At 61.9% G+C, this 25,499-nt stretch carries 25 protein-coding genes; 8 read left to right on the forward strand and 17 right to left on the reverse strand.

Features of this window, described 5'->3' with window-relative positions; genetic code table 11:
• Window positions 1-523: 523 nt before the first annotated feature.
• From FBR05_00540 to FBR05_00575, 8 genes are all read right to left on the reverse strand, one after another.
• Complete coding sequence (locus tag FBR05_00540; GenBank protein ID MDL1870673.1) at window positions 524-1,195, reverse strand: hypothetical protein; 672 nt, start codon at window positions 1,193-1,195, stop codon at window positions 524-526.
• Window positions 1,196-1,260: 65 nt separating this feature from the next.
• A complete protein-coding gene (locus FBR05_00545) occupies window positions 1,261-1,848 on the reverse strand; it encodes a hypothetical protein (GenBank protein MDL1870674.1) in 588 nt (195 codons plus the stop codon).
• A 187-nt stretch (window positions 1,849-2,035) separates the two neighbouring features.
• Window positions 2,036-2,815 carry an inositol monophosphatase gene (locus FBR05_00550; GenBank protein MDL1870675.1) on the reverse strand — a complete coding sequence of 260 codons (780 nt, stop codon included), beginning with the start codon at window positions 2,813-2,815 and terminating at the stop codon, window positions 2,036-2,038.
• Window positions 2,812-3,690 (reverse strand): ComF family protein, encoded by an 879-nt coding sequence (locus tag FBR05_00555; GenBank protein ID MDL1870676.1) that lies wholly within the window; start codon window positions 3,688-3,690, stop codon window positions 2,812-2,814. Before FBR05_00555 ends, FBR05_00550 begins: the two co-directional genes overlap by 4 nt.
• Complete coding sequence (locus tag FBR05_00560; protein ID MDL1870677.1) at window positions 3,567-5,123, reverse strand: 2,3-bisphosphoglycerate-independent phosphoglycerate mutase; 1,557 nt, start codon at window positions 5,121-5,123, stop codon at window positions 3,567-3,569. Before FBR05_00560 ends, FBR05_00555 begins: the two co-directional genes overlap by 124 nt.
• On the reverse strand, window positions 5,116-5,589 hold the full coding sequence (gene rlmH / locus FBR05_00565) for a 23S rRNA (pseudouridine(1915)-N(3))-methyltransferase RlmH (GenBank protein MDL1870678.1): 474 nt from the start codon (window positions 5,587-5,589) through the stop codon (window positions 5,116-5,118). The genes FBR05_00560 and rlmH overlap by 8 nt, the downstream gene beginning before the upstream one ends.
• On the reverse strand, window positions 5,586-6,071 hold the full coding sequence (rsfS, locus tag FBR05_00570; protein MDL1870679.1) for a ribosome silencing factor: 486 nt from the start codon (window positions 6,069-6,071) through the stop codon (window positions 5,586-5,588). The genes rlmH and rsfS overlap by 4 nt, the downstream gene beginning before the upstream one ends.
• A gap of 15 nt (window positions 6,072-6,086) precedes the next feature.
• Window positions 6,087-7,340 (reverse strand): glutamate-5-semialdehyde dehydrogenase, encoded by a 1,254-nt coding sequence (locus FBR05_00575; protein ID MDL1870680.1) that lies wholly within the window; start codon window positions 7,338-7,340, stop codon window positions 6,087-6,089.
• An 80-nt stretch (window positions 7,341-7,420) separates the two neighbouring features.
• Here FBR05_00575 and FBR05_00580 point away from each other — a divergent pair, with 80 nt between their 5' ends.
• On the forward strand, window positions 7,421-7,867 hold the full coding sequence (locus FBR05_00580; GenBank protein MDL1870681.1) for a peroxiredoxin: 447 nt from the start codon (window positions 7,421-7,423) through the stop codon (window positions 7,865-7,867).
• 544 nt (window positions 7,868-8,411) lie between these two features.
• Window positions 8,412-9,320 carry a DUF4114 domain-containing protein gene (locus tag FBR05_00585; protein MDL1870682.1) on the forward strand — a complete coding sequence of 303 codons (909 nt, stop codon included), beginning with the start codon at window positions 8,412-8,414 and terminating at the stop codon, window positions 9,318-9,320.
• A gap of 86 nt (window positions 9,321-9,406) precedes the next feature.
• Here the strand turns inward: FBR05_00585 and FBR05_00590 are convergent, their stop codons facing one another.
• The 4 genes from FBR05_00590 to ftsZ all read right to left on the reverse strand — a co-directional run bounded on the left by FBR05_00590 (window position 9,407) and on the right by ftsZ (window position 14,601).
• Window positions 9,407-9,709 carry a hypothetical protein gene (locus FBR05_00590; protein MDL1870683.1) on the reverse strand — a complete coding sequence of 101 codons (303 nt, stop codon included), beginning with the start codon at window positions 9,707-9,709 and terminating at the stop codon, window positions 9,407-9,409.
• A gap of 304 nt (window positions 9,710-10,013) precedes the next feature.
• Window positions 10,014-10,751: an RNA methyltransferase gene (locus FBR05_00595; GenBank protein ID MDL1870684.1), complete on the reverse strand. Its 738-nt coding sequence runs from the start codon at window positions 10,749-10,751 to the stop codon at window positions 10,014-10,016.
• Window positions 10,752-10,757: 6 nt separating this feature from the next.
• Window positions 10,758-13,160, reverse strand: coding sequence for a DNA translocase FtsK (locus tag FBR05_00600; protein MDL1870685.1), 2,403 nt, complete (start codon window positions 13,158-13,160; stop codon window positions 10,758-10,760).
• Window positions 13,161-13,278: 118 nt separating this feature from the next.
• Window positions 13,279-14,601, reverse strand: coding sequence for a cell division protein FtsZ (ftsZ, locus tag FBR05_00605; protein MDL1870686.1), 1,323 nt, complete (start codon window positions 14,599-14,601; stop codon window positions 13,279-13,281).
• Window positions 14,602-15,129: 528 nt separating this feature from the next.
• Between ftsZ and FBR05_00610 the strand changes: the two genes are divergently transcribed.
• Entirely contained in the window at window positions 15,130-15,957 is an 828-nt protein-coding gene (locus FBR05_00610) for a hypothetical protein (GenBank protein MDL1870687.1), read from the forward strand.
• A gap of 21 nt (window positions 15,958-15,978) precedes the next feature.
• Here the strand turns inward: FBR05_00610 and ftsA are convergent, their stop codons facing one another.
• The 4 genes from ftsA to murB all read right to left on the reverse strand — a co-directional run bounded on the left by ftsA (window position 15,979) and on the right by murB (window position 19,957).
• On the reverse strand, window positions 15,979-17,205 hold the full coding sequence (gene ftsA / locus FBR05_00615) for a cell division protein FtsA (protein MDL1870688.1): 1,227 nt from the start codon (window positions 17,203-17,205) through the stop codon (window positions 15,979-15,981).
• A gap of 67 nt (window positions 17,206-17,272) precedes the next feature.
• Window positions 17,273-18,061: an FtsQ-type POTRA domain-containing protein gene (locus tag FBR05_00620; protein ID MDL1870689.1), complete on the reverse strand. Its 789-nt coding sequence runs from the start codon at window positions 18,059-18,061 to the stop codon at window positions 17,273-17,275.
• Entirely contained in the window at window positions 18,058-18,990 is a 933-nt protein-coding gene (locus FBR05_00625; GenBank protein MDL1870690.1) for a D-alanine--D-alanine ligase, read from the reverse strand. The genes FBR05_00620 and FBR05_00625 overlap by 4 nt, the downstream gene beginning before the upstream one ends.
• Window positions 18,977-19,957 (reverse strand): UDP-N-acetylmuramate dehydrogenase, encoded by a 981-nt coding sequence (gene murB / locus FBR05_00630; GenBank protein MDL1870691.1) that lies wholly within the window; start codon window positions 19,955-19,957, stop codon window positions 18,977-18,979. Before murB ends, FBR05_00625 begins: the two co-directional genes overlap by 14 nt.
• Window positions 19,958-20,312: 355 nt before the next feature.
• On the opposite strand from murB, the gene FBR05_00635 reads away from it, so the two are divergent.
• From FBR05_00635 to FBR05_00645, 3 genes are all read left to right on the forward strand, one after another.
• Window positions 20,313-20,729 carry a hypothetical protein gene (locus FBR05_00635; GenBank protein MDL1870692.1) on the forward strand — a complete coding sequence of 139 codons (417 nt, stop codon included), beginning with the start codon at window positions 20,313-20,315 and terminating at the stop codon, window positions 20,727-20,729.
• A gap of 258 nt (window positions 20,730-20,987) precedes the next feature.
• Window positions 20,988-21,767, forward strand: coding sequence for a hypothetical protein (locus FBR05_00640; GenBank protein MDL1870693.1), 780 nt, complete (start codon window positions 20,988-20,990; stop codon window positions 21,765-21,767).
• 24 nt (window positions 21,768-21,791) lie between these two features.
• Window positions 21,792-22,322, forward strand: a complete 531-nt coding sequence (locus FBR05_00645; GenBank protein ID MDL1870694.1) for a hypothetical protein — start codon at window positions 21,792-21,794, stop codon at window positions 22,320-22,322.
• Between the two features lie 386 nt (window positions 22,323-22,708).
• Here FBR05_00645 and FBR05_00650 read toward each other — a convergent pair whose 3' ends face one another.
• Window positions 22,709-24,097 carry a UDP-N-acetylmuramate--L-alanine ligase gene (locus FBR05_00650; protein ID MDL1870695.1) on the reverse strand — a complete coding sequence of 463 codons (1,389 nt, stop codon included), beginning with the start codon at window positions 24,095-24,097 and terminating at the stop codon, window positions 22,709-22,711.
• Window positions 24,098-24,238: 141 nt separating this feature from the next.
• On the opposite strand from FBR05_00650, the gene FBR05_00655 reads away from it, so the two are divergent.
• A complete protein-coding gene (locus tag FBR05_00655; protein MDL1870696.1) occupies window positions 24,239-24,880 on the forward strand; it encodes a hypothetical protein in 642 nt (213 codons plus the stop codon).
• 36 nt (window positions 24,881-24,916) lie between these two features.
• Window positions 24,917-25,489 (forward strand): GNAT family N-acetyltransferase, encoded by a 573-nt coding sequence (locus tag FBR05_00660; protein ID MDL1870697.1) that lies wholly within the window; start codon window positions 24,917-24,919, stop codon window positions 25,487-25,489.
• Window positions 25,490-25,499: the final 10 nt, after the last annotated feature.

Here is a 25,499-nt window from a genome sequence, read left to right on the forward strand (position 1 = left end):
CGCATCGCCGCGAGCGGCGCGTGCAACTCTTCGGCAGCTCCTCGATCCTGCGCGAGGCCCTGCGGGCCCAGGAGATCCTGGACGAGCACTACCGCGTCGCCGCGGACGTGTGGAGCGCGACCAGCTACCAGCAGCTGCGCCGCGAGGCGCTGGCGGTCGAGCGCTGGAACCGCCTGCACCCCGAGGCGCCGCCGCGCAAGTCTTACTTGGAATCCGTCTTGGAGAAGGAACACGGGCCCTTCCTCGCCGTGGGCGACACGATCAAGGCGGTGCCCGACCAGATCGCGCGCTGGGTGCCGGGCGGCCTGATGAGCCTCGGCACGGACGGCTTCGGCCGCAGCGAATCGCGCGAGGCCCTGCGGCGCTTCTTCGAGGTCGACGCCGAGCACATCGCGGTGGCCGCGTTGGCGGCCTTATCCCGCGAGGGGAAGGTCGAGCCGCGGGTGGTGGCGCAGGCGATTCGGGATTTGGGATTAGATCCGGAGAAACCGAATCCGGTCGATGTGTAGGCGCAGCAAAAAAACTACATTTGTATCTTGATATCGGTGGCTTCTTCGGTGGGAAAGGCCTCGATCAGGCGGCGGAACAGCTCGACGTGGCGCTCTTCCTGCTTGGACTCGGCGAAGCGCAGGGCCTTTTCGAGGTAGGCGCGGCACTCCGCAAGGCCCGAGCGCTTGCGCAGCAGGGCCTCGACCAGCTTGAGGTCGATGTTGCTCGCGGAGAGCAGCCCCTCGAAATCGTCCTGCATAGCTTCGACCAAACACTGGACGGCCTTGGTGCGCTCGCCCTTCTTTAACAAGGCCAAGCCCATGGTCACGTTGGCCTGGTGCAAAAAAGGCGGATCGCTGCGCGAGATCTCGAGGACCTTCTGGCAGCGGCGGATCGCCGTGTCGAACTGGCCGAAGACGTCGATCAACAGCCGGGCCGAGATCAGCTTGAGGGCCGGGTCTTCGGGCAGGAGCTTCTCGGCCTTTTCGTAGAACTTCCAGGCCTTGGGGAATTCTTTCTTGATCTTGTAGAGCACGCCCAGGCTGGAATAGAAGAGCGCCGCGAGGACCTTGTCTTCCTGGGCCTCCGCGTCGCTTAAGCCCGCGTGCAGCTCGGTCTCGGCCGCATCGAGGTCCTTGGCGGCCATCAGGTCGAAGGCCTTGTAGAGCCGCTCGCTTTTTACTTTTTCGTGAACGCTTAACACCATGTTTTTCGAACCCGGAGACCTTTTTAACAGATTAACGGGCGAATGGCAGCTAAATGTTGCGCCCCCTATTGGGGGTCCTCGGTCGAGACGATCAGCTCCGAGGGGATCAGGATCTGCAGGGAAGAAAGATCGATCGCCTTGGCCTGGCCCTGGAAGAAGAAATCGATCTCCGGCAGGTCCTGGTCCAAGGTCAGGATGGCATTGTTGCTGCTCAAGGCCAGGGTGCTGAAGGTCAGGTTTTGGTCAGGGGTCTCGACGATCAGGCTGAGCGTCATCGTGTTGGTTCCCGACGGCTGATTGTTGCGGTTGAGCTTGAAGACGGTGGCCGTGGACTCGAAGTTGGGATCCAGCACGAGGTTGATCGGCCCGATGCCGTCGAAATTGGCGGTGACGTCCAGATCCAGCACGGTCAGCTCCCAGCGGTCGCTGAGCTCGTTGACGACGTCGGCCACCAGGCCGCCCTCCACCGTCTGCGTGACCGGGTCGACCAAAAAGGAAAAGGGGCTGGGCCCCGCGTCGCCGATGACGATCGTCGCGGTGGTCACCATCGTGAAGGGCTCTCCGGTGCCGCCGCAACCCGCGAGGGTCCAGGGGACGAGACAGGCCAACGCCAAACCAAGCCTTCCCGCGACTTTTCGAAACCAAGCGCTCATGGGCGAAACTCCTGCGTGGGGTGATTTTAGCAAGTCTCGCCCTTCCGCCCAAAAAGTTTCTTGGAAAATAGTAAAAATTCTCTTGGGTTAGGCCAAGGTGCCCCGGGTGGGGCGCCGCACTCGGTGGGTTGCAAAGGATCGGGTGGCGGAATTTTAACTCGTTGAAATTAAATGCTAATTACGAAAATTACGGCCGCGCCCCCACCAGCACCTCGACCATTGCCTCGTGGAGGTGGCCGTTGCTGGCGAGGATTTCCTTCGAGTAGATGTCGAAGGGATTTCCCTTAAAGTCGCTGACCCTGCCGCCGGCCTCTTGGATCATCAAGAATCCCGCGGCGACGTCCCAGGGAAAAAGATTGAGCTCCCAAAATCCGTCGAAGCGCCCGTCGGCGACGTAGCAGAGGTCGATGGCGGCGACGCCGTCGCGGCGGATCGCGCGGGCCCGCATCAGGAAATTTTCGAAGTTATCGAGGTTGTTGTTCTTGGCCTCGCGGACGTTGTAGGCGAAGCCCGTCGTCAGCATCGCGTGGTCCAGCTCGGCGGTCTCGCTGACGCGGATCCGCTCGCCGTTCAGCGTCGCGCCCGCGCCCTTCTCGGCCAGGAACATCTCGTCGTGGTTGGGCTCGTGGACCGCGGCGACGACGATCTCGCCCTTGTACTCCAGGGCGATCGAGACGGCCCAAAGCCGGTAGCCGTGGGCGTAGTTGGTCGTGCCGTCCAGGGGATCGATGACCCACTTGTACTCGCTGTCCTTGCGCCGGCCGCTGCCCTCCTCCGCCAGGATGTCGTGGTCGGGGAAACGCCCCTGCAAGAGCTCGACGATGGCCAGCTCGCAGGCCTTGTCGACGTCGGTCACCAGATTGATGCTGCCCTTGAACTCGATGCGCTTCGCCCGCTTCAGGCCTTCCAGCTGCAGTTTGCCGGCGATGCGGCAGGCCTCCTCGGCGCTCTGTAAAAATTCCTTCACGGGGTCTCCTTTCGCCCTCTGCGTGCCAGGGTCCACACCTGCACCGCTTCGGCCCCGGCTTGCAAGAGGCTTTTGCTCAAGGCCTCGACGGTGGCGCCGGTGGTCATCACGTCGTCCACGACCAGGATCCGGCGGCCGCAAACGTCGTTTTTCCGGACCACAACGAAGGCCCCCCGCATCGCCCGGAAGCGCTCCGCACGTCCGCGGCGGGCCTGGGGCGGGCGGCCGCGCCGACGGATCCCTTGCGCGTAGGGGATCCGGGTGCCCAGGGCTTGTTGCAGGGTTTCGGCGAGGACATAACTCTGGTTGAAGCCGCGGCGGAGGCGCCGCCACCAGCCCAAGGGCATGGGCAAGAGCGCCTGCGGCGCGAAGTCCTCCAGGGCCGCCGCGAAGCTCGCGACGGCGACCGGGAGCAACGGCCGCAAGGCCCGGACTTGACCGCCGAACTTGAAGGCGTGAAAGAGCCGCGGCAAGGTCCCCTCGAAGTCCCAGGCGCTGCGCGCCCGCTGGAAACTGGACGGCCGCTCCAGGCAGTCGCCGCAGAGCCGTCCCGGCGGCGTCCCGGCGGGAAACGGCAGGGCGCAGACCCGGCACTGCGGCTCGACCAGGGGGCGAAGCCCGGCCGCGCAGCCGGAGCAGAGCGCCGGCGGACGCGGGACGAGGGCCTCGCAGGCCTCGCAGCGCGGCGGCGCCCAACAGGCCGCGAGCCAATCGCGAAGGAGCGGGAAGAAAGGTCGGCGATCCGCCGGCCTTAGGGCGAGACGATCATGCTCTCGCCGCTCATCTCCGGAGGTTTCGGGATCCCCAGGATCTGCAAGAGCGTCGGGGCGATGTCTTCCAGTTGTCCCTCCGCTCGGAGCTTGGCCTGTTTCCATGCCTCTCCGACAAGCAAGAACGGGACCAAGTCGAGGGTGTGGGCGGTGTGCGGGTGGCCGTTCTCGTCGACCATGCGCTCGCAGTTGCCGTGGTCGGCGGTGATCACCATCGTGCCCCCGCGGGCAGCCATGGCCTGATGGATGCGGCCCAGCTGCTCGTCCAAGACCTCGACGGCGCGGATCGCGGCCGGCAGCTTTCCGGAGTGCCCGACCATGTCGGCGTTGGCGAAGTTGAGGACGATGAGGTCGTAGACGCCCGAGGCGACGCGCTTCAGCACCTCGTCGGTGATCTGCAGGGCGGACATCTCCGGCTTGAGGTCGTAGGTCGGCACCTCGCGCGGCGAGGGGATCAAGACCCGGTCCTCTCCCGGAAACACGGTCTCGTCGCCGCCGTTGAAGAAAAAGGTGACGTGGGCGTACTTCTCGGTCTCGGCGATGCGCAGCTGCTTTAAGCCCCGCTGCGCGAGGATCTCGCCCAGGGTGTTCTTCAGGTGGACCCGCGGAAAGGCGACCGGCAGCGCGAGGGCCTGGTCGTACTCGCTCATGCAGACAAAGCGGGAGAGCTTGGGAAAAACCTCGCGGGGGAAGCCGGAAAAATTAGGGTCGGTCAGGGCGTAGGTCAGTTGCCGGGCGCGGTCGGCGCGGAAGTTGAAGAAGAGGACGGCGTCGCCGTCCCGCAGCTTGGCGACCGGCAGGCCCTGGGCGTCGACGTGGATGATGGGCTTGACGAACTCGTCGCCCAAATGCGCCGCGTAGGAGGCCTCGACGGCTTTCTCCAGGTCCGCGCTCGCCAGGCCCTCGCCCTGCACGATGGCGCGGTAGGCGAGCTGGGTGCGTTCCCAGCGCTTGTCGCGGTCCATCGCGTAGTAGCGTCCGATGACGGTGGCGATCCGGCCGACGCCCAGCTCGCGGATCTTGGCCTGCAGTTGCCGCAGATATTCCAAGCCGCTGGTCGGCGGGGTGTCGCGGCCGTCCAGGAAGGCGTGGATCGCGACCTTCGCGACCCCCTCGCGCTTGGCCATCTCCAGCAGGGCATAGAGGTGGTCCTGGTGCGAGTGCACGCCTCCGTCGGAGAGCAGCCCCATCAAGTGCAAGGTGGAATCGTTTTCGCGGGCGGCCCGGAAGGCGGAGCGCAGCTCGGCGTTTTGAAAAAAGCTCCCGTCCTCGATGGCCTGGTAGATGCGCGTCAGGCCCACCAGGGCGACCCGCCCCGCGCCGATGTTGAGATGCCCGACCTCGGAGTTGCCCATCACGCCCGCCGGAAGCCCGACCGCCTTGCCCGAGGCGTCGATCGCCGCGTGGGGATATTCCTTCAGCCAGGCGTCGTAATGCGGCGTGCGCGCGAGGGCGATGGCGTTGTTTTCGGAGGAAGGATTAATGCCCCAACCATCGAGGACGACGAGCATGACGGGGCGTTTGGCGGCGTTATTCATGGTGGTACGGGACGTTCTTCAAAATGGTCAGGGCGCGGTACAGCTGCTCCAGCGTCAAGACCCTAGCCAACTGGTGGGGCAAAGTCAATTTGGAGAGGCTGAGGCGCACCTTCGCCTGCTGCTTGAGCGAGTCCGCGATCCCGAAGGCGCCGCCGATCAGGAAGGCGATCTCGGAGACGGGCTCTTGAAACAGCCTGCCCAGCTCCCAGGCCAGGTCGACGCTGGACCACTGCTCGCCCTTCTCGTCCAGGACAATCAAGTAGGAATCGCGTTTGAGCTGCTTCTCGACGCGCAGCGCCTCCTTGTCGAGGATCTTGGGGATGTCGGCCCGGTCGTTGATCTTCTCGTCGGGGATCTCGATCACCTCGAGGGGGTGAAAGTGCCGGATGCGGCGCTCATACTCGTCGGCCAGGTTTTGAAAGGCCTCTCGCTTGATCTTCCCGACGGCGAGGAGCTTGAGCTTCATTTGGATTTCTTCTTTTTTGCGGGAGATTTTTTGCCCCCCGCCTTTTTGGCGGGCTTCGCCGGACGCTTGGCCGCCGTCTTTTTCTTCGGCTTCGCCGCGGCTTTCTTGGCAGGCTTGGCCTTGGCGGCGGGCCCCTGCCCGTCCAGCGAGATCACCGGGGCGTCGGCCCACATCGCGTCGAGGCCGTAGTACTTGCGCTGCTCCTCGAGGAAGACGTGCAGGACCACGTCGCCGTAATCCAAGAGCACCCACTGGCCGCTCTGCAAGCCCTCGTAGCTGATCGGCAGGCGGCCGAGCTTTTTCTTCACCTTGAGGTGGACGCGGTCCGCGATCGACTTGACGTGGCGGTCGCTCGTCCCGGTGGCGAGGATGAAGTAGTCGGTGTAGCTGACCAAGTCGCGCAGGTCCAAAAGCTTCAGGTCTTGGGCCTTGGTGTCGAGGGCCTCTTGGGCGATTTCTTTGGCGAGGGCGAGAGTTTCCATGATGTTTTTTTAAGCTTATTCGCGGACCTGTCCGTCGCCGCGCACGACGTATTTTTGGGTGGTGAGCTCCTCGAGGCCCATCGGGCCGAAGGCGTGGAGCTTGGTGGTGGAAATGCCGATCTCGGCGCCCAGACCGAGCTGACCGCCGTCGTTGAAACGGGTCGAGGCGTTGACCATCACGGCCGAGGCGTTGACCTCGCGGAGGAAGCGTTCGGCGTGGGCCTCGTCGTTGGTGAGGATCGACTCGGTGTGCAGCGAGCCGTGGCGCTCGATGTGGGCCAGCGCCTCGTCGAGGCCCTCAACGACCTTCACCGCGAGGATGAGATCGAGGTACTCGGCGTCCCAGTCGGCCTCGGTCGCGGCCGCGGCCTGGGGCACGATGGCGCGGGTCGCCGCGTCGCCGCGGAGCTCGACGCCCATGCGCTGCAGCTCGGCGGCCATCCGCGGCAGGAAGGCGTGCGCGACCTTGCGGTCGACCAAGAGGGTCTCGAGTGCGTTGCAGACGCCCGGCCGCTGCACCTTGGCGTTGAGGACGATTTTCTCGGCGCGGTCCAAGTCGGCGTTGTAGTCGACGAAGATGTGGCAGACGCCCTTGTCGTGCTTGATGACGGGGATCTTGCTGATCTCGCGGAGCAGCTTCATCAGCCCTTCGCCGCCGCGCGGGATGACCAGGTCGACCTCGCGGTCCTGCTCGAGCAATACCTTCAAGGCCTCGCGGTCCGTCGTGGGGACCACCTGCACCAGGTCGGGATTCACGCCGGAGGATTGAAGCGATTCGCGCAGGATCTCGCCCAGGATGCGGTTGCTGTGGATGGCCTCGGAGCCGCCGCGCAAGACGACGACGTTGCCCGACTTGAGGCAGAGCCCCGCCGCGTCGACGGTGACGTTGGGGCGCGACTCGTAGATGATGGCGATGACGCCCAGCGGGATGCGGACCTTCTCGACGCGCAGGCCGTTGGGCCGCGTCCAACCCTTCACCACCTGGCCGACCGGATCGGGCAACTCGACGATTTCGCGCAGGCCCTGGGCCATCTCGGCGACGCGCTTTTCGTTGAGGGTGAGGCGATCGAGCATCGCCTTGGAGAGGCCCTTGGCCTCGGCGGCGCGGAGGTCCATTTGGTTTTCTTCCAAAATCCTCGGCTGCGAGGCGATCAGGTGCTCGGCGGCGCGCCTGAGAACGGCGTCTTTCTGCGGCGTGCGCAGGTTGGCCGCCTCGCGGGCGGCGGCCTTCGCGGCCCGGGTGATTTGCAGAATTTCTTCGAAGGCCATGAGCGGTAAATCCCTTGCGCTTTCCCGGCGGAAGTCCGAGACTTCGGCCTGTTCAACCACTTAAGCAAAAAGGAGGTCCTATGTCGAGTCTCCAAGAGGGCCAAGCCGCCCCCGAATTCAGCGCCACGGACGATCAAGGCCACAGCGTCCGGCTCCAAGATTTCAAAGGCAAAAAGAACGTCGTTCTCTACTTCTATCCCAAGGACGACACCCCCGGATGCACCATCGAGGCCTGCAACTTTAGGGACGCCTATGCCCAGTTTCAGACCAAGGACACCCAGATCCTGGGCGTCAGCTTCGACGACGCCGCCAGCCACCAGGCCTTCAAGCAGAAATTCCACTTAAGCTTTCCGCTCTTGGTGGACAGCGACCGAAAGATCGCCCAGGCCTATGGGGTGCAGGGCGACAAATACCCCAGCCGCGACACGATCCTCATCGGTAAGGATGGAAAAATATTAAAGATTTTCCGCAAAGTCGACCCGGCTGGCCACGCCGGCGAGATACTAAACCTCTTAGGAGAAAAATAAACGCAACCTTGACACGGCGCGTTACGATACCTATGGTGTGTATACGAAGGCCTTCGAGGGAACCCAACCTTCCTCCGTGACCCAAAAGGTCACGAGGCAGGACGGGCTAAGAAAGGAGGTCCTCCGTGAAACACACTCAAACCAAGGGTATCCTCCGCAGAACCCCGACCCCCATCCGGGCCGGAAAACCCAAACGAAAAACGCCAGGGGCCTACTTGAAGCGCCCCCACCTGGGCCTGATGGACCGCTTGCTGCGCTCCTTCAACCAAGTAGCCCCGGAGGAATGGATCCCCAGTCAGTACCTACCCCTATTGAGCCACAACCGACAGACTAGGAAACTGCATTGATCCCAGCCCCGCCTCGGCGGGGCTTTTTTCGACCGTCGCGATTTCGAACCCCGGCGTTCGAAATCGCGACCCTTTCGCCGGGCGGTCCGGGGCCTTGCCGAAAAAACTCCAAGCATTTCGGCCGCGCGCCTCCGCGGGGCCCGACGGCCTCCGCCTTGCATTCCCTTTCCGCGAACCTGTTGCGAAAGGAGCCTGCAATGCGAAACTATCTTTTCCTGGCCCTCTGGGCCGCGACCTTGGCCTCCCCTTCCCTCTCCCTTGCCGCCTTGGAATCCCGTTATGTGGAGCCCGATCCGATTCTCATGGAGGAGATCCGCGAGCTCTTCCCCGAGGGCCGGGAGGTCGCGCCGCGGCTGCTGGACTTCCGGATCGATCCCAACCTCCACCTGTATCGCGAGGCGGAGATCGAGGTGACCTTTCTCTGGGAAGGCGCCGGCTTCCAAAATTCCTTCGGATATTTTCTCTACCAGGACCTCGACGCTGACGGCCGCATCTCGGAATCCGAGATCACCCTTCGGAAAATCTTATGGGAGAACGCCTCGCAGGCCGGCAGCGGCGGCGAGCTGCGCAGCGGGGACACCTCGGTGTTGGGAAAATTTCCGGCCGGGACGCGGATGGGCTTCTTCCTCGAGGCGAACGGATTTCGCGACTTAAACGCCACGTATTATACCTTGGACGGCCTCAATCCCGACGGCCACCGCCACTTGGCGATGCTGGCCACCGAAGACCGCGGGCAAATCATCCTGGGCATCGAGGACCTGCCCTGGGAAAGATCGGACCGGGATTTCAACGACCTGTTGTTTACCATCCGGGCCGACCCGCGGGAGGCCTTGGAGGAGGCGATCGATTCGGGTCATATCCCGGTCGACGGCAGTCCGGAACCCGCGCCGCCGTCCCCGGATCTCCCCCAGTCTCCGGAAAAAATCGTGGGGATCCCCGAGCCGTCGCTGGAGACCACCGCCTCCGCCCCCGCCTATCTGGAGGGGAGCGGCCTGGGTTGTCGGCTTTCTCCCGCCTCTCAGGAGACGGTCGAGCGCTACGCCTGGTGCCTGCAGTGGGCGGGCCTCGCCTATCTGTATTGCAAGCGCCGAGGCAAGACGCCTTGAAGGCCGCGCTAGCGGAAGCGTAAGCGCCAAGACGCGCGAGAACACGGAACGCTATCCGGCGCTAAATAATCGGCTTACGAAAGCGCTTAGGGATTCCCGCCGCCGGGACGACGAAAGGGAGCGGGGATCGAGGGAAGACTGGGAAGCCGCAAGGGTCCCGTAGGATTGGGCGTATCGGGGCGCGGACCCTCCGGCGGACGGAAGATGGGCGGCAGGCGCAAGGGGCCCTGCAAAATCGGCGGCAGATTGCTGCGCGGCGCCTCGGGGGGCCGGGGGTTGGGATTTCGCGGGGCCGCCGGGCGGTTGGCCTGACGGGCCACGTCTTCGGAGTCGCGAAGGTATTGGTCGCGTTCCGCGCTTCGGCGCCAGGCATCGTCGTCCGACCTCATCCTCGAGGATCGAGCGGCGTGGTGGTCTCCCCCCTCATAGTCGCCGGCGCCTCCCCTTCTACGCCCTGCGGAATTGCCGCCGCTGAAGGGCTCATCGGGCAATCGGGAGTGATAATCGGGCGCGGAACGGGGGTTGAATGAGGCGTAATTGTCCCCGCCAGAGGCCCCGCCTCCGCCCGGGAACAGGATTGACCGGGTTAACTCGCTGAATTGATTGTTAAACCAGTACATGGCCTAGGCTCCGCGAACTCAAAGATTCGTCCCAGGGATTATCGGCGTAAAACTCATACTAGATGCCAATTTTTTATGTCAAAGCCTTTTGACCCCGCCACCAGCGGACCTGCCGGCAGATCCCCCGGAAGATCCTCACCTCCTTGTCGGTAGGCCGGGCCCGGTTGAAGAGCTGCCTGAGCAGGCGCATGAGATGCTTGGGGTTTTGCTTGTTTAAAAAGCCGATCTCGCCCAAGAGCGCGCCCAGATCCTCGTACATGGCCTCGAGGGCCTCCAGTTTGGCGGCCTTTTTCTCGGCGGGGACGGAGCTCTTCCGCGCCAGGATGCCGGAGGTCGCCAAATACAGCTCGTAGGCGATCACCATCACGGCCTGCGCCAGGTTGAGGGAGGGAAAGGCCTTGTGGCTGGGGATGTGGATCATCCGCTGGCAGAGCGCGACGTCGTCGTTGAGCAGACCGCTGTCCTCGGGGCCGAAGACCAGCGCGACCTTGTAGCGCGGCGGAAATTTCTGCGCGGCCTCGGCGAAGCCGCGGGGCTCGGTCCAGTTGCCCCGCTCGCGGCCCTTGCGCCGCGAGGTGCCGACGACGAGGTCGAAGCCGGCCACCGCCGCTTTCAAATCGGAAAACACCTTGGACTTTTTCAAGACGTCTTGCGCGTGGGCCGCCATCTTGCGGGCCTCGAGGTCCTCCCTGTCGGCCTTGGGCGCGACCAGGCGCAGGTCTTTCAGCCCCATGTTTTTCATGGCGCGGGCGACGGAGCCGAGATTGCCGGAGAAGAGCGGTCGGACGAGGATCACGGAAAAGGAGGCCACGGCGGATCAGCCCTCGGTCCCGTAGCCGCGGGCCAGGACCTCGCGGCCCTTCGCGCCCATCGGGGCGCTGACGATGCCCTCGGCCTCCATGCGTTCGATCATGCGGGCGGCGCGGTTGTAGCCGATGCGCAGGCGGCGCTGGACCATGCTGATCGAGGCCTGGCCGGTCTCGGTGACCACGGCCACGGCCTGGTCGTAGAGCTCGTCGCTCTCCTCGTCCATGCCGTCGGGACCGGCCTCGGTCGGGTCCTTCATGTTCATGATCTCTTCGTTGTAGACCGGGCGGCCCTGGCTCTTGAGGTGGTCGACGATGCGCAGCACCTCTTGGTCGCTGACGTAGGCGCCGTGCACCCGCATCTGCTTGGAGAGGCCGGGCGGGATGAAGAGCATGTCGCCGTTGCCCAAGAGGTGCTCGGCGCCGATCGAGTCCAAAATGGTGCGCGAGTCGTGCTTGCTGGTCACCTTGAAGGCGATGCGCGAGGGAAAGTTCGCCTTGATGATGCCGGTGATGACGTCGACGGAGGGGCGTTGCGTCGCGAGGATCATGTGGATGCCGGCGGCGCGGGCCATCTGGGCCAGGCGGGTGATGTACTCCTCGACCTCGCGCCCGGCGACCATCATGAGATCGGCCAACTCGTCGATGATGATGACGATGTAAGGCAGCTTGGCGTCGTGCACGATCGGCATCTCGCCCTCGGCCACCGGCGCGGCCGGATGGTCCTTGAAGCCTCCCTTTTCGAACTTCTTGTTGTAGCCGGCGATGTTCCGCACCTGCCCGTCCGAGAGCAGGCGGTAGCGCCGCTCCATCTCGGCCACCGCCCAGCGCAGCGACATCGCCGCCTTCTTCGGCTGGGTCACGACCGGCAGCAGGAGGTGCGGGATGTTGGCGTAGATCGAGAGCTCGAGCATCTTCGGGTCGATGAAGATAAAGCGGACGTCCTCGGGCGTGTTGCGCAGCAGGAGGCTCAAGATGAAAGAATTCAAGCCCACCGATTTACCCGCGCCGGTCGCGCCCGCGACCAAGAGGTGGGGCATCTTCGCCAGGTCGGCGACGACCGGGATGCCCTCGATGTTTTTGCCTAAGGCCAGGGTCAGCTTGGACTCGGCCTTTTGGAAGCGGGCATCGGCGACGATCTCTTTATAATAGACGGTCTCGCGCTCGTGATTGGGGATCTCGATGCCGATCGCCGGCTTGCCCGGCAGCGGCGCCACGATGCGCACCGGGCGCCCGCCCATGGAAAGCGAGAGGTCGTCGACCAGGTTGGTGACCTTGTTGACCTTGACGCCGGCTGCGGGCTCGAACTCGTACATCGTGACGACGGGGCCGGGATGGATCTCGGTGACCCGACCCTCGACGTTGTAGTCGCGGAGCTTGCTCTCGAGCAGCAGTGAGGAGGCCTTCAGGCTCTCCTCGTCGACGGTCTGATCAGCGGCGCTGGGGGGCACCGGATCGAGCAAGGCGATGGGGGGCAGTTCGAAGTCGCCGGAAAGCTTCTGGATGGGGAGCTGGTCGTCCTTCTTGCTGTCGTTCTTGACCGGGGCCCGCTGGAAGATCTTCGGCTCGGCGCCGCCGGGCGCGGCCGGGGCGGGGGGCGCCACGGGACGCAGGGCCGGGGGTGGCGCCTCGGGGGCGCGAGGCGCGGCAGCCTCCGCGGGCTTGGGCTCGGAACCGTCGATGCGTTTCGGCAGGTTGATCTTCGGCTTGGGGGCGGGCATGGCGGCGCGGGCCTGGACCTGCGCCTCTTTCTCTTCCCGCTCCTTCTCCTGCCGGCGCTTTTCCAAAAACTTCTCCCAGCGGGCGCGGTAGATGGTGGCGAGCGAGGCCAGCTTGCGGCCGATGCCGGCGAAAAAGAGCCGGACCTGCTCGGCCAGATCGACCAGGGAAATCTTGGTGCCCCAGATGAAGGCGAGCAGGCCCACCGAGATCACCAGGAGATAGGATCCGACGTCGCTTAGGTAGCGCCGCAGCTGCTCGCCGATCACCGCCCCGATCAGTCCTCCGGCCAGCGTGTTGTGGCCGAAGAGGGAGACGGTGTTCCATTTGAGCTGGAAGAGCACCGAGGCCATGACCAGGGCTAAGACCAGCAGGAGGGCCTCCGGGAGGCGGATACGCTCGCGCTTCTTGGTGAAGCAAAGGTAGGCCGCCAGGATGAGGAAGGAGGCGATGAGAAAGCTGCCCAACCCGAAGCCGGAGATCAGCAGGTCGGCCAAGTAGGAGCCGATCAGCCCGCCGTAGTTGCGGACCTCTTTGCTGCCCGCCGCCGAATTGAGGGAGGGATCGAGCGGCGAATAGGAATAGAGGCAGATCAGGACGAAGATCCCCAGGGTCATCGCGATGATGCCGAGGATCTCGTGGAGGTAGCCGCGGGATTCGGGTAGATTTTCCTTTTCGGGGTTTTTTTTCGCCATTCGCTTGTCTTATCAGTTCCGCGTCTTTGCGGAATCCGTAGGGGTCGTTCGCGAACGGCCCCTACCGAATCGGCAAACAGATACGATTCGCGAAATCATAGCCCCAAATTCGCCAAAACTAGTCAGCCTGCTTCCGCAAAAAGGTCGGGATGTCGTACTCGTCTTGGCTCATGTCCACGACGCCGATCTCCGCGACCAGCTTCTTGAGCTCGCTCATCTCGCCGCCGGCCCGGCTTTTCAGCAGGTCGTACTGCTTTTCGCCGTCGTCCTCGTGCATCGCCGCCTCGCGGGAGAAAAACTTGGCCCGGATGTCCGCCTGCGGCATCTCGCGGCGCTCGGCGACGGGCGCCGACTCGACCGGCGCGGCCGGCTGGGAACGAATGACGACGGGGGTGGGAGGCGGCGGAGCGGCGTGGGTCGCGGCGCTGTGAACGTTCTTGTATTTCGGCAGGGTGGTCGCGGGCGCGTAGGTGGACTTCTTCACCTCTTTATTGAAGCCGGTCGCGATGACGGTGACGCGCAAGGCGTCCTTCATCCGCTCGTCGATGACCGCCCCGAAGATGATGTTGGCGTCCTCGTGAGCCTCTTGCTGGACGAGCTTGCTGGCCTCGTTGACCTCGAAGAGGGTCATATCGGAGGGGCCGGTGATGTTGATGATGATGCCGGTGGCGCCGTTGATGGAGACGTTCTCGAGCAGGGGCGAGCTGATCGCCTTCTGCGCGGCCTCCATGGCGCGGCTCTCGCCTTGGCCCATGCCCGTGCCCATCAGCGCCATGCCCATCTCGCCCATGATGGTGCGGACGTCGGCGAAGTCGAGGTTGATCAGGCCGGGGATGGTGATCAGGTCGCTGATGCCCTTGACCGCCTGCAGGAGGACCTCGTCGGCCATCTTGAAGGTGTCGATCATCGGCGTGTCCTTGCCCGCGACGGTCAGCAGGCGCTCGTTGGGGATGACGATGAGGGTGTCGACGCTTTCCTTCAGCGACTCGATGCCGAGGTCGGCGTGCTTGGAGCGCTTCTTGCCCTCGAAGGCGAAGGGTCGCGTGACGACGCCGACGGTCAAGGCCCCCAGCTCTTTGGCGACCTTGGCGATGACCGGCGCCGCGCCGGTGCCGGTGCCGCCGCCCATTCCGCAGGTGATGAAGACCATGTCCGAGCCGCCCAAGACCTCGGCGATGGTCGCCTGGTCTTCCATAGCGGCGTTCCGCCCGACTTCGGGGTTGGCGCCCGCGCCTAATCCTTTGGTCGCCTTGGTGCCGATCTGGATCTTGATCGGGGCCTCGGAGTACTTGAGCGCCTGCACGTCGGTGTTGGCCGCCACGAAATCGACGCCGTCGAGTTTGGCCCGGATCATGGTGTTGACCGCGTTGCCGCCGCCGCCGCCGACGCCGATGACCTTGATCTTTGCGTTTTGGGCGAGATTTTCTTCGAATTCGAACATGGGATCTCTCCTCCAGGCGCCGCCGACGTCGCAAAGCGGACGCATGAGCTTGATGTTGTCGATGGATATGGGAAACGCCCGGGGCGTTTTTAGGGACCTGAAAGAGATGAAGAAAGGGATTGGAAGAGATCCCCGTCTTTCCAAAAAAACCTATACTGAATTTTTATATATTCCCAACTAAAAAATTTCACCAGAGAGGATCGAAATTCCAAGCGTTTTTTTTCCAAAGCCCACCAAAAACAGGCATGGAGATTTTCCTACGTCGGCAAAGCTTGTTACGAAATAGTTTAAAAGTGATCCTTTATGTTTGGGAATGAATGCCCATTTTATTTTTAAAGAGAGCTTTCCATGACAAGTCCTTACCCGCTCCTTGTCATTCGGCCTAAGTCCCTTTAGACTGGGGATTTCAAGGGGATATTTATAGGGTTTCGATTTTCTATTGGGATTAAAAGACTCAATTAATTTTTAATCTTGGCGACCGGTTTCGGGTTTGTCTGGGGCAAGCCCTTCGGTTTCAAAGGGGGGTGTATGCTTGAAAAAATAAAAAAACGGAAACTCATGTATCCATGGGTAGTCGGAACCGGGATCCTTTTCATTTTTTCCGCCCGGGCCCTCGCCCAGGAAAATTTAGAAATTCAAACTGACTTACGCCCGTCCCAGATCGACCTCATTAAGCCTATCCGTGGCGAATTGACGGCACCCCCTAAGCCCAGCCCACAGGAATTATCGGGCACTCCGATCCAGCGGACTATCCAGGATAATCTGCTAGAACGGATCAGGATCCCCTTAGATCCTTGCGTAGAGAACAAAGACCAATTCCTAAAAATGGAATGGTGCAGCAGTTTATATTCCTACCTAGTCAATTTAAAGGCTTCGCAGGACCCGGTATTTAAAGCCGTCGGCCCATTAAGCACCGGGGGGACCATCACCCACTATTGTTATAAGCTGGGGAGAGATGCCGGTGAAAGGGCCCAAATTTCCATGCTCTTGACGGAATGCGTGAAAGGCATCCCCCGGACCCAAGACTGGGTCGACCCTGTCACCAAGCAATGCATGAATCCCCTATCAACAAAATACGGAAAGGCCGTGGTCGTCCTGATTGATAATCCGACCGCCATGTGCGACTTCGCCAAAGTTGCAGGACAGATAAATGACAATCTCGGAGAGACCTTTCATGACGTCGTGACCGATCCCTCCGGTAATTGCGTGGAAGGAAAAAGTATATTCGCACACGATTATTGGGATCTGGATCTCTCCAAATACGTGGGTGTTTGCGTCACCGAGGCCTACAAAACTTACTCCATTGAGGACGGCGCAAGGGTCTGCGACAACAAATGCTTCGAATGGGCCAAATAACGCCGTTCTAAAATGAAATCCTTAAAAAATCTCCCCGAACCACTCTTTCATCCGCCCCTTCACCTTGTGGTAGATGTTGGATTCGCGGACCTTGAAGCGGTGGGTGTCGTTGCCCTTGCTGCCGGCGATCACCAAGCCGACGCCGGTGGCGTACATGGGGCTCTTGACCACGTCGACCAGGCCGCCGATGGCGCGGGGGGTGCCGCGGCGGACGGGCATGTTGAAGACCTGCTCGGCCAGCTCGGGCATGCCCTCGAGGATGGTGCTACCGCCGGTGATGACCACGCCGCTGGCGATGCGGTCGTCGTAGCCGGACTTGATAATCTCTTGGCGGACCAGAGAGAAGATCTCCTCGACCCGCGGCTCGATGATCTCGGACAAGATTTGGCGCGAGAGGATGCGCGGCTTGCGCCCGCCTACCGAGGGAACCTCGATGGTCTCGTCTTTCTGCACCATTGAACTCAAGGCGCAGCCGTATTTCTGCTTGATGCGCTCGGCCTCACCGGCCGGGGTGCGCAGGCCCACCGCCACGTCGTTGGTGACGTGGTTGCCGCCGAGGGTCAGGACCGAGGTGTGGACCACCGCGCCCTCGGAGAAGACGACGATGTCGGTGGTGCCGCCGCCGATGTCGACCAAGGCCACGCCCAGCTCTTTTTCGTCGGGGGTGAGCACGGCCTCGGCCGAGGCCAGGGGCTGCAGGATGATGTCGGCGACGTTGAGGCCGCAACGGTTGGCACACTTGACGATGTTTTGCGCGCTGGTCACCGCCGCGGTCACGATGTGGACCTTGGCCTCGAGCCTCACCCCGGACATGCCGAGGGGCTCTTTGATGCCATCTTGGTCGTCGATGATGTACTCTTGGGGAATGACGTGAATGACCTCGCGGTCCAGCGGGATGGCCACCGCCTGGGCGGCGTCGATCACCCGGACCAAGTCGTTTTCGCCGACCTCTTTGTCCTTGACCGCCACGATGCCATGGGAATTGAGGCCTTTGATGTGCCCGCCGGCGATGCCCGCGTAAACCGAAGTGATGTCGCAGCCGGCGACCAGCTCGGCCTCGCTCACGGCCCGCTTGATCGAGTCGACGGTCGACTCGATGTTGATGACCACGCCCTTGCGCAGCCCCTTGCTGGGGTGGGAGCCGATCCCGATGATGTCGATGCCGTCCTCGGTGACCTCACCGACGATGGCGCACACCTTCGTCGTGCCGATATCGAGGCCGACGATCAGGTCTTCTTTCTTGGCCATGAATTGTCTCTCTCATCCCGAGCGGTTCGCACCTCGCGGGCCCTTCCCGGTCCAGGGGACGGCCCGTCTACAGCGTCATCAAGACCTTCCCGGGGTAGTTCAGGTCGATGGATGAGATGCGCGCGCTGGATTTTTGTACTTTATCCCAGATCTCTTCGAACTTTTTGATCTTATCGGGAAAATCCTTCAGTCCTACCTTGATACTATACTTTTTCTTTTCTGGGTAGAGGGTAAATCCAATATTTTTTTCATAATGGATCTCGCTTAAGCCCAAATCCGCCGCGAAGGAGGCCTCGCGGAAGGCCTTTTGCAGCTGGGCCGCCGCCCGCATCGCCTCGCGGGAGCCCTGCGGGTCGGTCAGGATGCTCTCGTCGCTGAACCCGGAGAGTACGACCAAGTCGCGGCTCTCGTCGGAGTCGGTGATGTCTTTGAAGATCTCCCCCTCCTTGTCGACGTAGTAGAGCCGGCCGGCGTTGAGGACGAATTCGGGCAGGTGCTCGCGGATCTCCAGGACCAGGGTATGCGGGATCTGCCGCTGCACCGAGACAAATTTGAAATAAGGGTGCTGTTGGAGACGAAATTGCACGTCCTGCACCTTGATCTTGAAGAGGTTGGTGCCGAGCTGCACCCCCGAGCGTCGGACGATCTCGGCCTCGCTCAGGCTTTGGGGATTGCCGGAGACCACGATCTTTTGCAGGTCGAAGAAGTCGAGGTAGGTCAGGGCCCTTCCGCCGCCCCAAACGAAGCCGCCGACCAGGGCCGCGACGAACAGGGCGCGCGCCAGCCACTTGAAGCGCCGTTGCCGGGCCTCTTTCTTGACGTTCTTCTTGCGCAATAGCGGGCCGCGCTTCTTCATTGGATCTTCACCCTCGCCGTCGCCAGGATCTTCTCGACCAAATCCTCGAAGGACATCCCCGTCGCCGCGGCGGACTTGGGCACCAGGGAGGTCGCCGTCATGCCGGGCAGGGTGTTGATCTCGAGGAAATAGGGGACTTGGTCCTCCCCGATGATGAAATCGGCCCGCGCCACCCCCTCGCAGCCGATGCGGCGATAGATGCGCTTGGCGTAATCCTGCACCAGCTTCGTCGCCGCTTCTCCGATCTCGGCCGGGCATATATAGGTGGTGGCCCCGGCGGTGTACTTGGAGGCGTAGTCGTAGAAGCCGCTCTTCGGAACGACCTCAAGCACCGGAAGGGGTTCTTGGTTGAGCACCGGCACGGTCACCTCACGCCCTTGGACGAATTTTTCGACCAAGACCCGGCTGTCGAGCTGGGCCGCCTCGTGGATGGCGGATTTCAGCTCGCGGGCGTTCTCGACCTTGGCGATGCCGATGGTCGAGCCCTCCCGGCTGGGCTTCACGATCAAGGGAAAGGAGAGGCAAAACTTGGCCAGGAAGGCGTCGAGGTCCTCGTGGAAGGCGTCGAAGAACAGCGAATCGGGCGTCGGCAGACCCTCCTGCCGGGCGATGTCCTTGGTCAGGTGCTTGTCCATCGCCAAGGCCGAGGCCAGGACGGAGGAGCCGGTGTAGGGAATGCCCGCGATCTCGAGCAGGCCCTGGATGCAGCCGTCCTCGCCGTAGCGGCCGTGCAGGGCGAGGAAGGCGACCTCGATCTCTTTTTTCTTCAGCTGCTCGGCGATGTCGGCCCCGACGTCGATGGGCACGGCGTCGTAGCCGCGCAGCAAGAGGGCGTCGAGCACGGCGCCGCCGCTGCGCAGCGAGACCTCGCGCTCTTTGGAGAGCCCGCCCATCAGGACGCCGACGATCTTGTCTTTAAACGGGTTCATCTTCGCCGATCACCTTCACCTCGAGCTCGAGCTTGACGTCGAGCTCGTCTTTCACCTTGTCGCGGATGAGGCCGATCAGCACCAGCACGTCGCGGGCGCTGGCCCCGTTTTCGTTGACGATGAAGTTGGCGTGTTTTTGGCTGATGCGCGCCCCGCCGACGCGCACCCCCTTGAGGCCCAGCTCGTCGATCATCTCGGCGGCGAAGCCCTTTTCGGGATTCTTGAACACCGAGCCCACGTTGGCGGTGTCCAGCGGCTGCGAATCGTGGCGCTTCTTTTGGTATTTGGCGACCGCCTCCTGCACCGCCGCGGGCTCGCCCTTCTTAAAGCGGAACTTTCCGGAGACGACGATCTCTCTGCCAGGCAGGTTGGAGCTGCGGTACTCGAAATGAATCTTCTTGCGCGGATAGGTGTGCAGCGTGCCGTCGGGCCGAAGCACGGTGATGGACTCGACGAAGGCCGAGATATCGCCGGCGCGGGTGCCCGCGTTCATCTTGAGGACGCCGCCCACCGAGCCAGGGATGCCGTAGAGGGTCTCGACGCCCAGCCAGCCGTTCTGCTTGCCGGCCTCGACGATCTTGGGGAGCGGCACGCCGGCCTCGGCCTCGACGAGGGCCTCCGTCTCGGTCTGATCGAGGACCTCGAAACGCGAGAAGGTCTTTTGTAGGCGGAACACGATGCCGCGGACCCCGCCGTCGCGGACCAGGACGTTGCTGCCCCAACCCAGGATCATCCAGGGGACGCGCTTGTCGTGGGCGAAGGCGACGAGGGCGCGCAGGTCCTCGAGGTCGGCGGGAAAGACCATGGCGTCGGCGGGCCCGCCGATTTGCAAGGTGGTGTGTTTCTTGAGCGGCTCGTCGAGGCGGACCTCGCCGCGCGCGAGGCCGGTCAGCTGTTGCTGCCAACCCTCCTCCGGAAGCTGCGGCGCCCGTTCCTGAAGCAAGGATTCGATCAGTGCGGCATCCATGATGTGATGAGAACTCCTATCATCCCGTTGGCAGAATAGAAGACCCTCCAAAACCGGGTTGTCGGTTCGGCGGCCTAGAGATCCTTTAAGGGGTTTCTTAGGTAAAGTAAAGAGAAGAGATTGTTTTTAAACACTTTTTTGACATTGGCTCCCCAGCACCCTTCCCACGGCTGAGGGTTAAGTATTGCCAATCCCACCCTTCCAGCGGAAAATTTTCAATCAAGAATCCTCCGTTCAAGCGGATGAAGTCGGCCGTTTGCGGAAGATGCGGAGGGCTGCTTTTGTAGCGTAATGGGGAGGCCTCACGACTTGAGCACAATGCAAAATTTACCTCATCGTCTGGAGCTTTCTTTGGATGCGCAAAATTCTTCCTTATTGTCTGTTACTTCTCGGATTCAATTGTCTGGCGGCAGATACGTCGATTGGCCCGGCATTGGGAACCTACACGTCCTATACCGAGGCCGATTGGGGAGTCGGTTTCGAACTTAAAGCCGGCGGCAAGGCCGTGGTTATTACCGAATACAGCTACGAATACGATAGGAATAACAAAAAAATCGAGCATCAAAAAAACATCAACGGCACTTGGGAGTATAAAGTTCCGGATTTGGTCCTTTCCTTCGGGTTCTTTAAGGATAAATTGATTCAAAGCCAGAATTGCGTCGAGAAAAAACCCTGCTTCAAATATGTCGGCCCGCTCGAGAAGGGTTCCGTCAAGAGTCCGCTCAACATCAAATACGACTTTATCAATTGGACCGCAGGCCAGGATTATTAAAGTGCCGGGACCCGTCCCTGCCCTAATCCACTGCTTTGATTTCCAGGCCTTGGCTCGATCGTTTCCGGATAGTCGGAAATCCCAGGCTCTTTGAGGAGGTGCCCGGGCCGGGAAGATCGTCGGCGGCTGAAAGAATGCCTCCAAAACTCATCATCCTTTCATAAAGATACCTGCTTGCTGCATCCGGAAGGGGCCCCCTCACCGTATGGGGACAGGAATGCGCTCCCGATTCGATTCAATAGAAGATGGTGGATGGTTATGAAAAAAAAAGTTTTCGGCTTACTTCTTGCCTTCTTTCTCAGCCTTGGCTTCCTGAATAACTTATGGGCCATTGAAGGCGTCACAGTGGACGATACCGGCGCCGATGAAACCGTTATCACCTTGAAAGTCGAGCTCTGTCCCGACCCGGTTGATGATCCCGCCACCGAAGAAAAGGAAGGCCTCACCAAGGAAGAGGTGCAGACCTTCATCGACGAACGCATTAAACGGGTCACCGAGATTTGGAACTCCTGCGGAAGCAAGCTGCGCATCAAGCCCGGTGCACCGGAAAAGAGAATCCGCTTCGTCTTTGACGTCGTCGTCCTGGACGATTGCAAGGCCCCGAAGGATCCCATGAAAAAACGGGTCAAGGTGCATCCCGGCGACCCGCCCAAGGAAAAGAACGCGGATGCCGCCAACTTTTGGGAGACAAACAATGCGCGAACCATCGCCCACGAATTTGGCCACCTCATGGGGCTGGGCGAGGAATACAGCGCCAATCCCAAGGGCCCGACTCGCGAAAACCTCATGGGCCGCCCGCCCTTTACCAAGGTTTTGAAATACCACCTGGCGACGATCCTGTTCACGTACCAGGGAGATCCCGATAAAAAGGAGCTCGAGCGCCGCCGCTTGATGAAAATGTTGCTGCGCAAGGCAGACCAGGATGAAGCCCGCAAGATCGCCGAGCAAAACGACATTACAAAAGAACAGTACGACGCTTATGCGGACATGTTTAAAGTCAATGACACGGAAATTCAGCCGGATCGTCCCGGCGAATAATTAGCGGAAATGAGAGGTGGAATTATGAAATGGAAGTGGATGACTATCGGTCTTTTGCTCAGCGCCATGGGGTGCGGCTCGGAGGGTTTGGTCGGCTCAGACAACCCGGATCCCGATTTTACCGGGCTTTCCTACGACGTCACGGCGGAGGCCACCCTGAATCAGGTCGCGGAGGATCTAACCTCGCTTACCGGCGTGAACTTCAGCATTGACCCGGAATTGCAGGCCAGGTTGGATGAAGAGCCGGTCGACCTGCCGACTTTGTCGGGAATGAAAGTCGGTGAAGTCCTGGTCTACATCCAGGGCACCATGCCTCCGAGCGCGGATTTTCTTTACGTGAAGTTAGCGGAGGGAAATATTTTGTTAACACCCCGCTTCGAGCCGAGGGAGGATTTCAGGGAAGGCGATGCTCCTGCCATCGTGAATTTCAACTCCGGTTTTCTCCTCACTGAGCCGAGCATGGAGGATGAGGAATGCGGCGGTGACGGCATCGTGCTCGGCGACGGCCCAGAGAGCCTCCCGCCCTCGGAGGAAACAGGCCTTGAGGATTTTTAGTGTACCCCATGGGAATACCAAAGAACCTAAAAAAAATAGTCTAGCTTTCGATTGACGGAGCAACCTATTCCGGATTAATCCGAAAATAGAATTAAGAACGGGGGCTCGGGTCGTTTCCTTCGCTTCATCGCGAAATCCCCCATCCAAGAACGCACTCCACACAAGGCACTCCAACCCGGCGACAGGTTTAATTTCGACCTGCTTTCGCGACGTAGGAGTTTGTCTTCGGCCGAAAAAAGTCTACCCACCCACACTCATCCCGTTCCCATTCCGCAAGGAATTGCAATCCGGGGGCGCAAGCTATCGGATTCGGGGACGGGGAGAACCCGGAACAGCCCGGACGCCGCAAGGCGTCCGGGTATTTTTTTGCCCAAGGGTTGAGTGAATTAGGGAGCGGGAGACTTCGCGCCGCCGGCCTTTTTGATCTGACGGGCCAGCTCGTGCCCGATCTTGGTGATATCCCCCGCGCCCAGGCTGAGGACCACGTCGCCGGGTTGGACCTGCTCGAGGACCGCGGGGATCAGGGAGAGCTTGTCGGCGCGAAAGACGGTCTTGGCCTGGTCCATCGCGTCGTGTAGGGCGCGCGAAGAGACCCCGACGATCGGGTCCTCGCCGGCGGGGTAGACCTCGGTCAGAAAGACCTTGTCGGCGTCGCCGAAGGACTGGGCGAAGTCGTGGAAGAGGTCGCGGGTGCGGGTGTAGCGGTGCGGCTGAAACAAGGCAATCAGGCGGCGCTCGGGGAAGGCCTCGCGCAGGGCCTTTAAAGTGGCGCGGATCTCGACCGGGTGATGGCCGTAGTCGTCGATCACCGTGACGCCGTTGTCGCAGAGCACCTGGAAGCGGCGCTCGATGCCGCGGAAGCCCTTCAGCGCCGCGGCGATCTTCCGAAAGGGGATGTCCAGCTCGCGCCCCACCGCGATGGCGGCCAGGGCGTTGGCGACGCTGTGCCGGCCGGGCGACTGCAGGACCACTTCCCCCAACTTTTCTTTGCGGTAGAGAACGGTGAAGCGCTGCCGCAGGCCTTCCTGGACCATCTTCTCGGCGCCGTAGTCGGCGGGCGACTCGAGCCCATAGGTCACCACCTTGCGCTGGAAACGCGGCAACAGCTCCCGGACCACGGGATGGTCCGCGCAGGCGACGATGCTGCCGTAAAAGGGAACCTTGTTGGCGAAGGCGACGAAGGTCTCCTTGAGGGCCTCGAAGTCCTTATAGTGGTCGAGGTGCTCGGGGTCGATGTTGGTGATGACGGCGATGGTCGGGTTGAGCTTGAGGAAAGAGCCGTCGGACTCGTCGGCCTCCGCGACGAGAAACTCCCCCTTGCCCAATTTGGCGTTGCTGCGCAGGCTGTTGAGGCGTCCGCCGATCACCATCGTCGGGTCCATGCCCGCGCCGGACAGCACCTGACCCACCAGGGAGGTCGTCGTCGTCTTGCCGTGCGAGCCCGCCACCGCGATGCCGTATTTCAGACGCATCAGCTCGGCCAGCATCTCGGCACGGGGGATGACGGGGATGCCCGCCTTCTTGGCCGCCACGACCTCCGGGTTGCTCGGCCGCACCGCCGAGGAGATCACCACCACCTGGGCCCCCTCGATGTGCGAGGCCTTGTGGCCGTAATGGATGCGGGCGCCCTTCTTCTTGAGCCGAGCGGTGATCGGGCTGCGCTTCTGGTCGGAGCCGGAGATGCGGTAGCCGAGGTTCAGCAGGACCTCGGCGATCCCCGACATGCCGATGCCGCCGATCCCGACGAAGTGGAGGTTTTGGTAGCGCTGGAACACGCCCTTCCCCTAAAGACCAAGGGGTATTTTTTCAAGGAAAATGCGGAATTTCCGCCGAAACGCCCGGACGCACCCTTTCTGGACTTTTGCCGATAATCCCGTTAGGCATTCGCCGGGGCACATGAAAGACCGAAGGATTTCATGACGCCCCCCGTCCTCTCCAACCAGCACTGTTCCCCGGAAATCCGCGCCAATCCGCTGCCCGGCGACCGTTGCGCCGACATGACGCAGCCCTACCATCCGCCCGAGCGCCGCTTTCGCATGCTTTCGGTGAATGTGGATTTTCCACTGAGCTTCAGCGTCCGTTCCGGCCGCAGTCGCGGCCTGGACGCCGGCTATCCCGAATTCTACCGCCTCGGCGCCGGGGCCCTGTTCCGCCCCATTCCCTGGCTGGGGATCGGGGCCCAGCTCGACAGCAATTGGGTCTTCAACGAGCTAAATCTGTTGGGCCGCGCGCAGGGCAGCATCCCCTTGCACCGCTACGGCATGTTGCGCCTCGATATCGCCGCGCTCGCGGGCCTCAGGCAGCTCTTCAGCCAACCCCACGATTTGGGCGGAGGCGAGGCGAATTTTTCCGGTTCGCTCTTCGCGGTCGGAGGCCAGGTCTCCCTCAATATCCAACTCACCCAGGAAGCCTCGATCTTTCCGTATTTTAGGTTCCTAATCTCGCCCCCGGCGACAGTCACTCGGGACGCGGACGGCTCCGCCGCCTCCCTGCCCTTGAGCTGGGAGCTACAGTTCGGCTCGAGCTGGAGCCTCGACTTCCTGCCCTCGGGAATTTGATTTTTTGAACGCCCGCGCTTCGGGTAGAATGCCCCCATGCCCAAAGGAAAGAACCCCGTCCTCTACCGCAGCGAGCGCCTCTACCTCTCCCCATTGAGCGTGGAACACGCCGAGTATTTCATGAAGTGGTTCAACGACCCCGAGATCTTCGGCCACCTCCGCGACATGACCTACCAGACCAATCTGCAAGAGCAGATCCGCTGGGTGGAAGAGACCAACCGCGACCCCACGCAGCGGGTCTTCTCGATCTTCTACATCCCCGACGACCAGCTGATCGGCGACGGCGGCTTCATGCACATCAATTGGGAGGACCGTAAGGCGGAGGTGGGCCTGGCCATCGGCGAGAAGAAGTATCAGGGCATGGGGTTGGGCGCCGAGGCGCTATGGCTGCTCTGCAAGTACGGCTTCGAGGAGCTGAAGCTGCACAACATCCTGGGCGAAAATTACGCCGACAACCCCATTGCGATCAGCAATGCCCGCAAGATCGGCCTGCGATATTTCGGTACCCGCCGCCAATCGCGCCGCATCGGCGACAAGGTGATCGACGTGCACTACTCCGACATGCTCCCCCACGAGCTGATCAAGCCGGAGTGGAAGCCGAAAAAATAAGCCTCCCCCG

The organism is Deltaproteobacteria bacterium PRO3, from assembly GCA_030263375.1.
Classification (GTDB): Bacteria; UBA10199; UBA10199; order DSSB01; family DSSB01; genus DSSB01.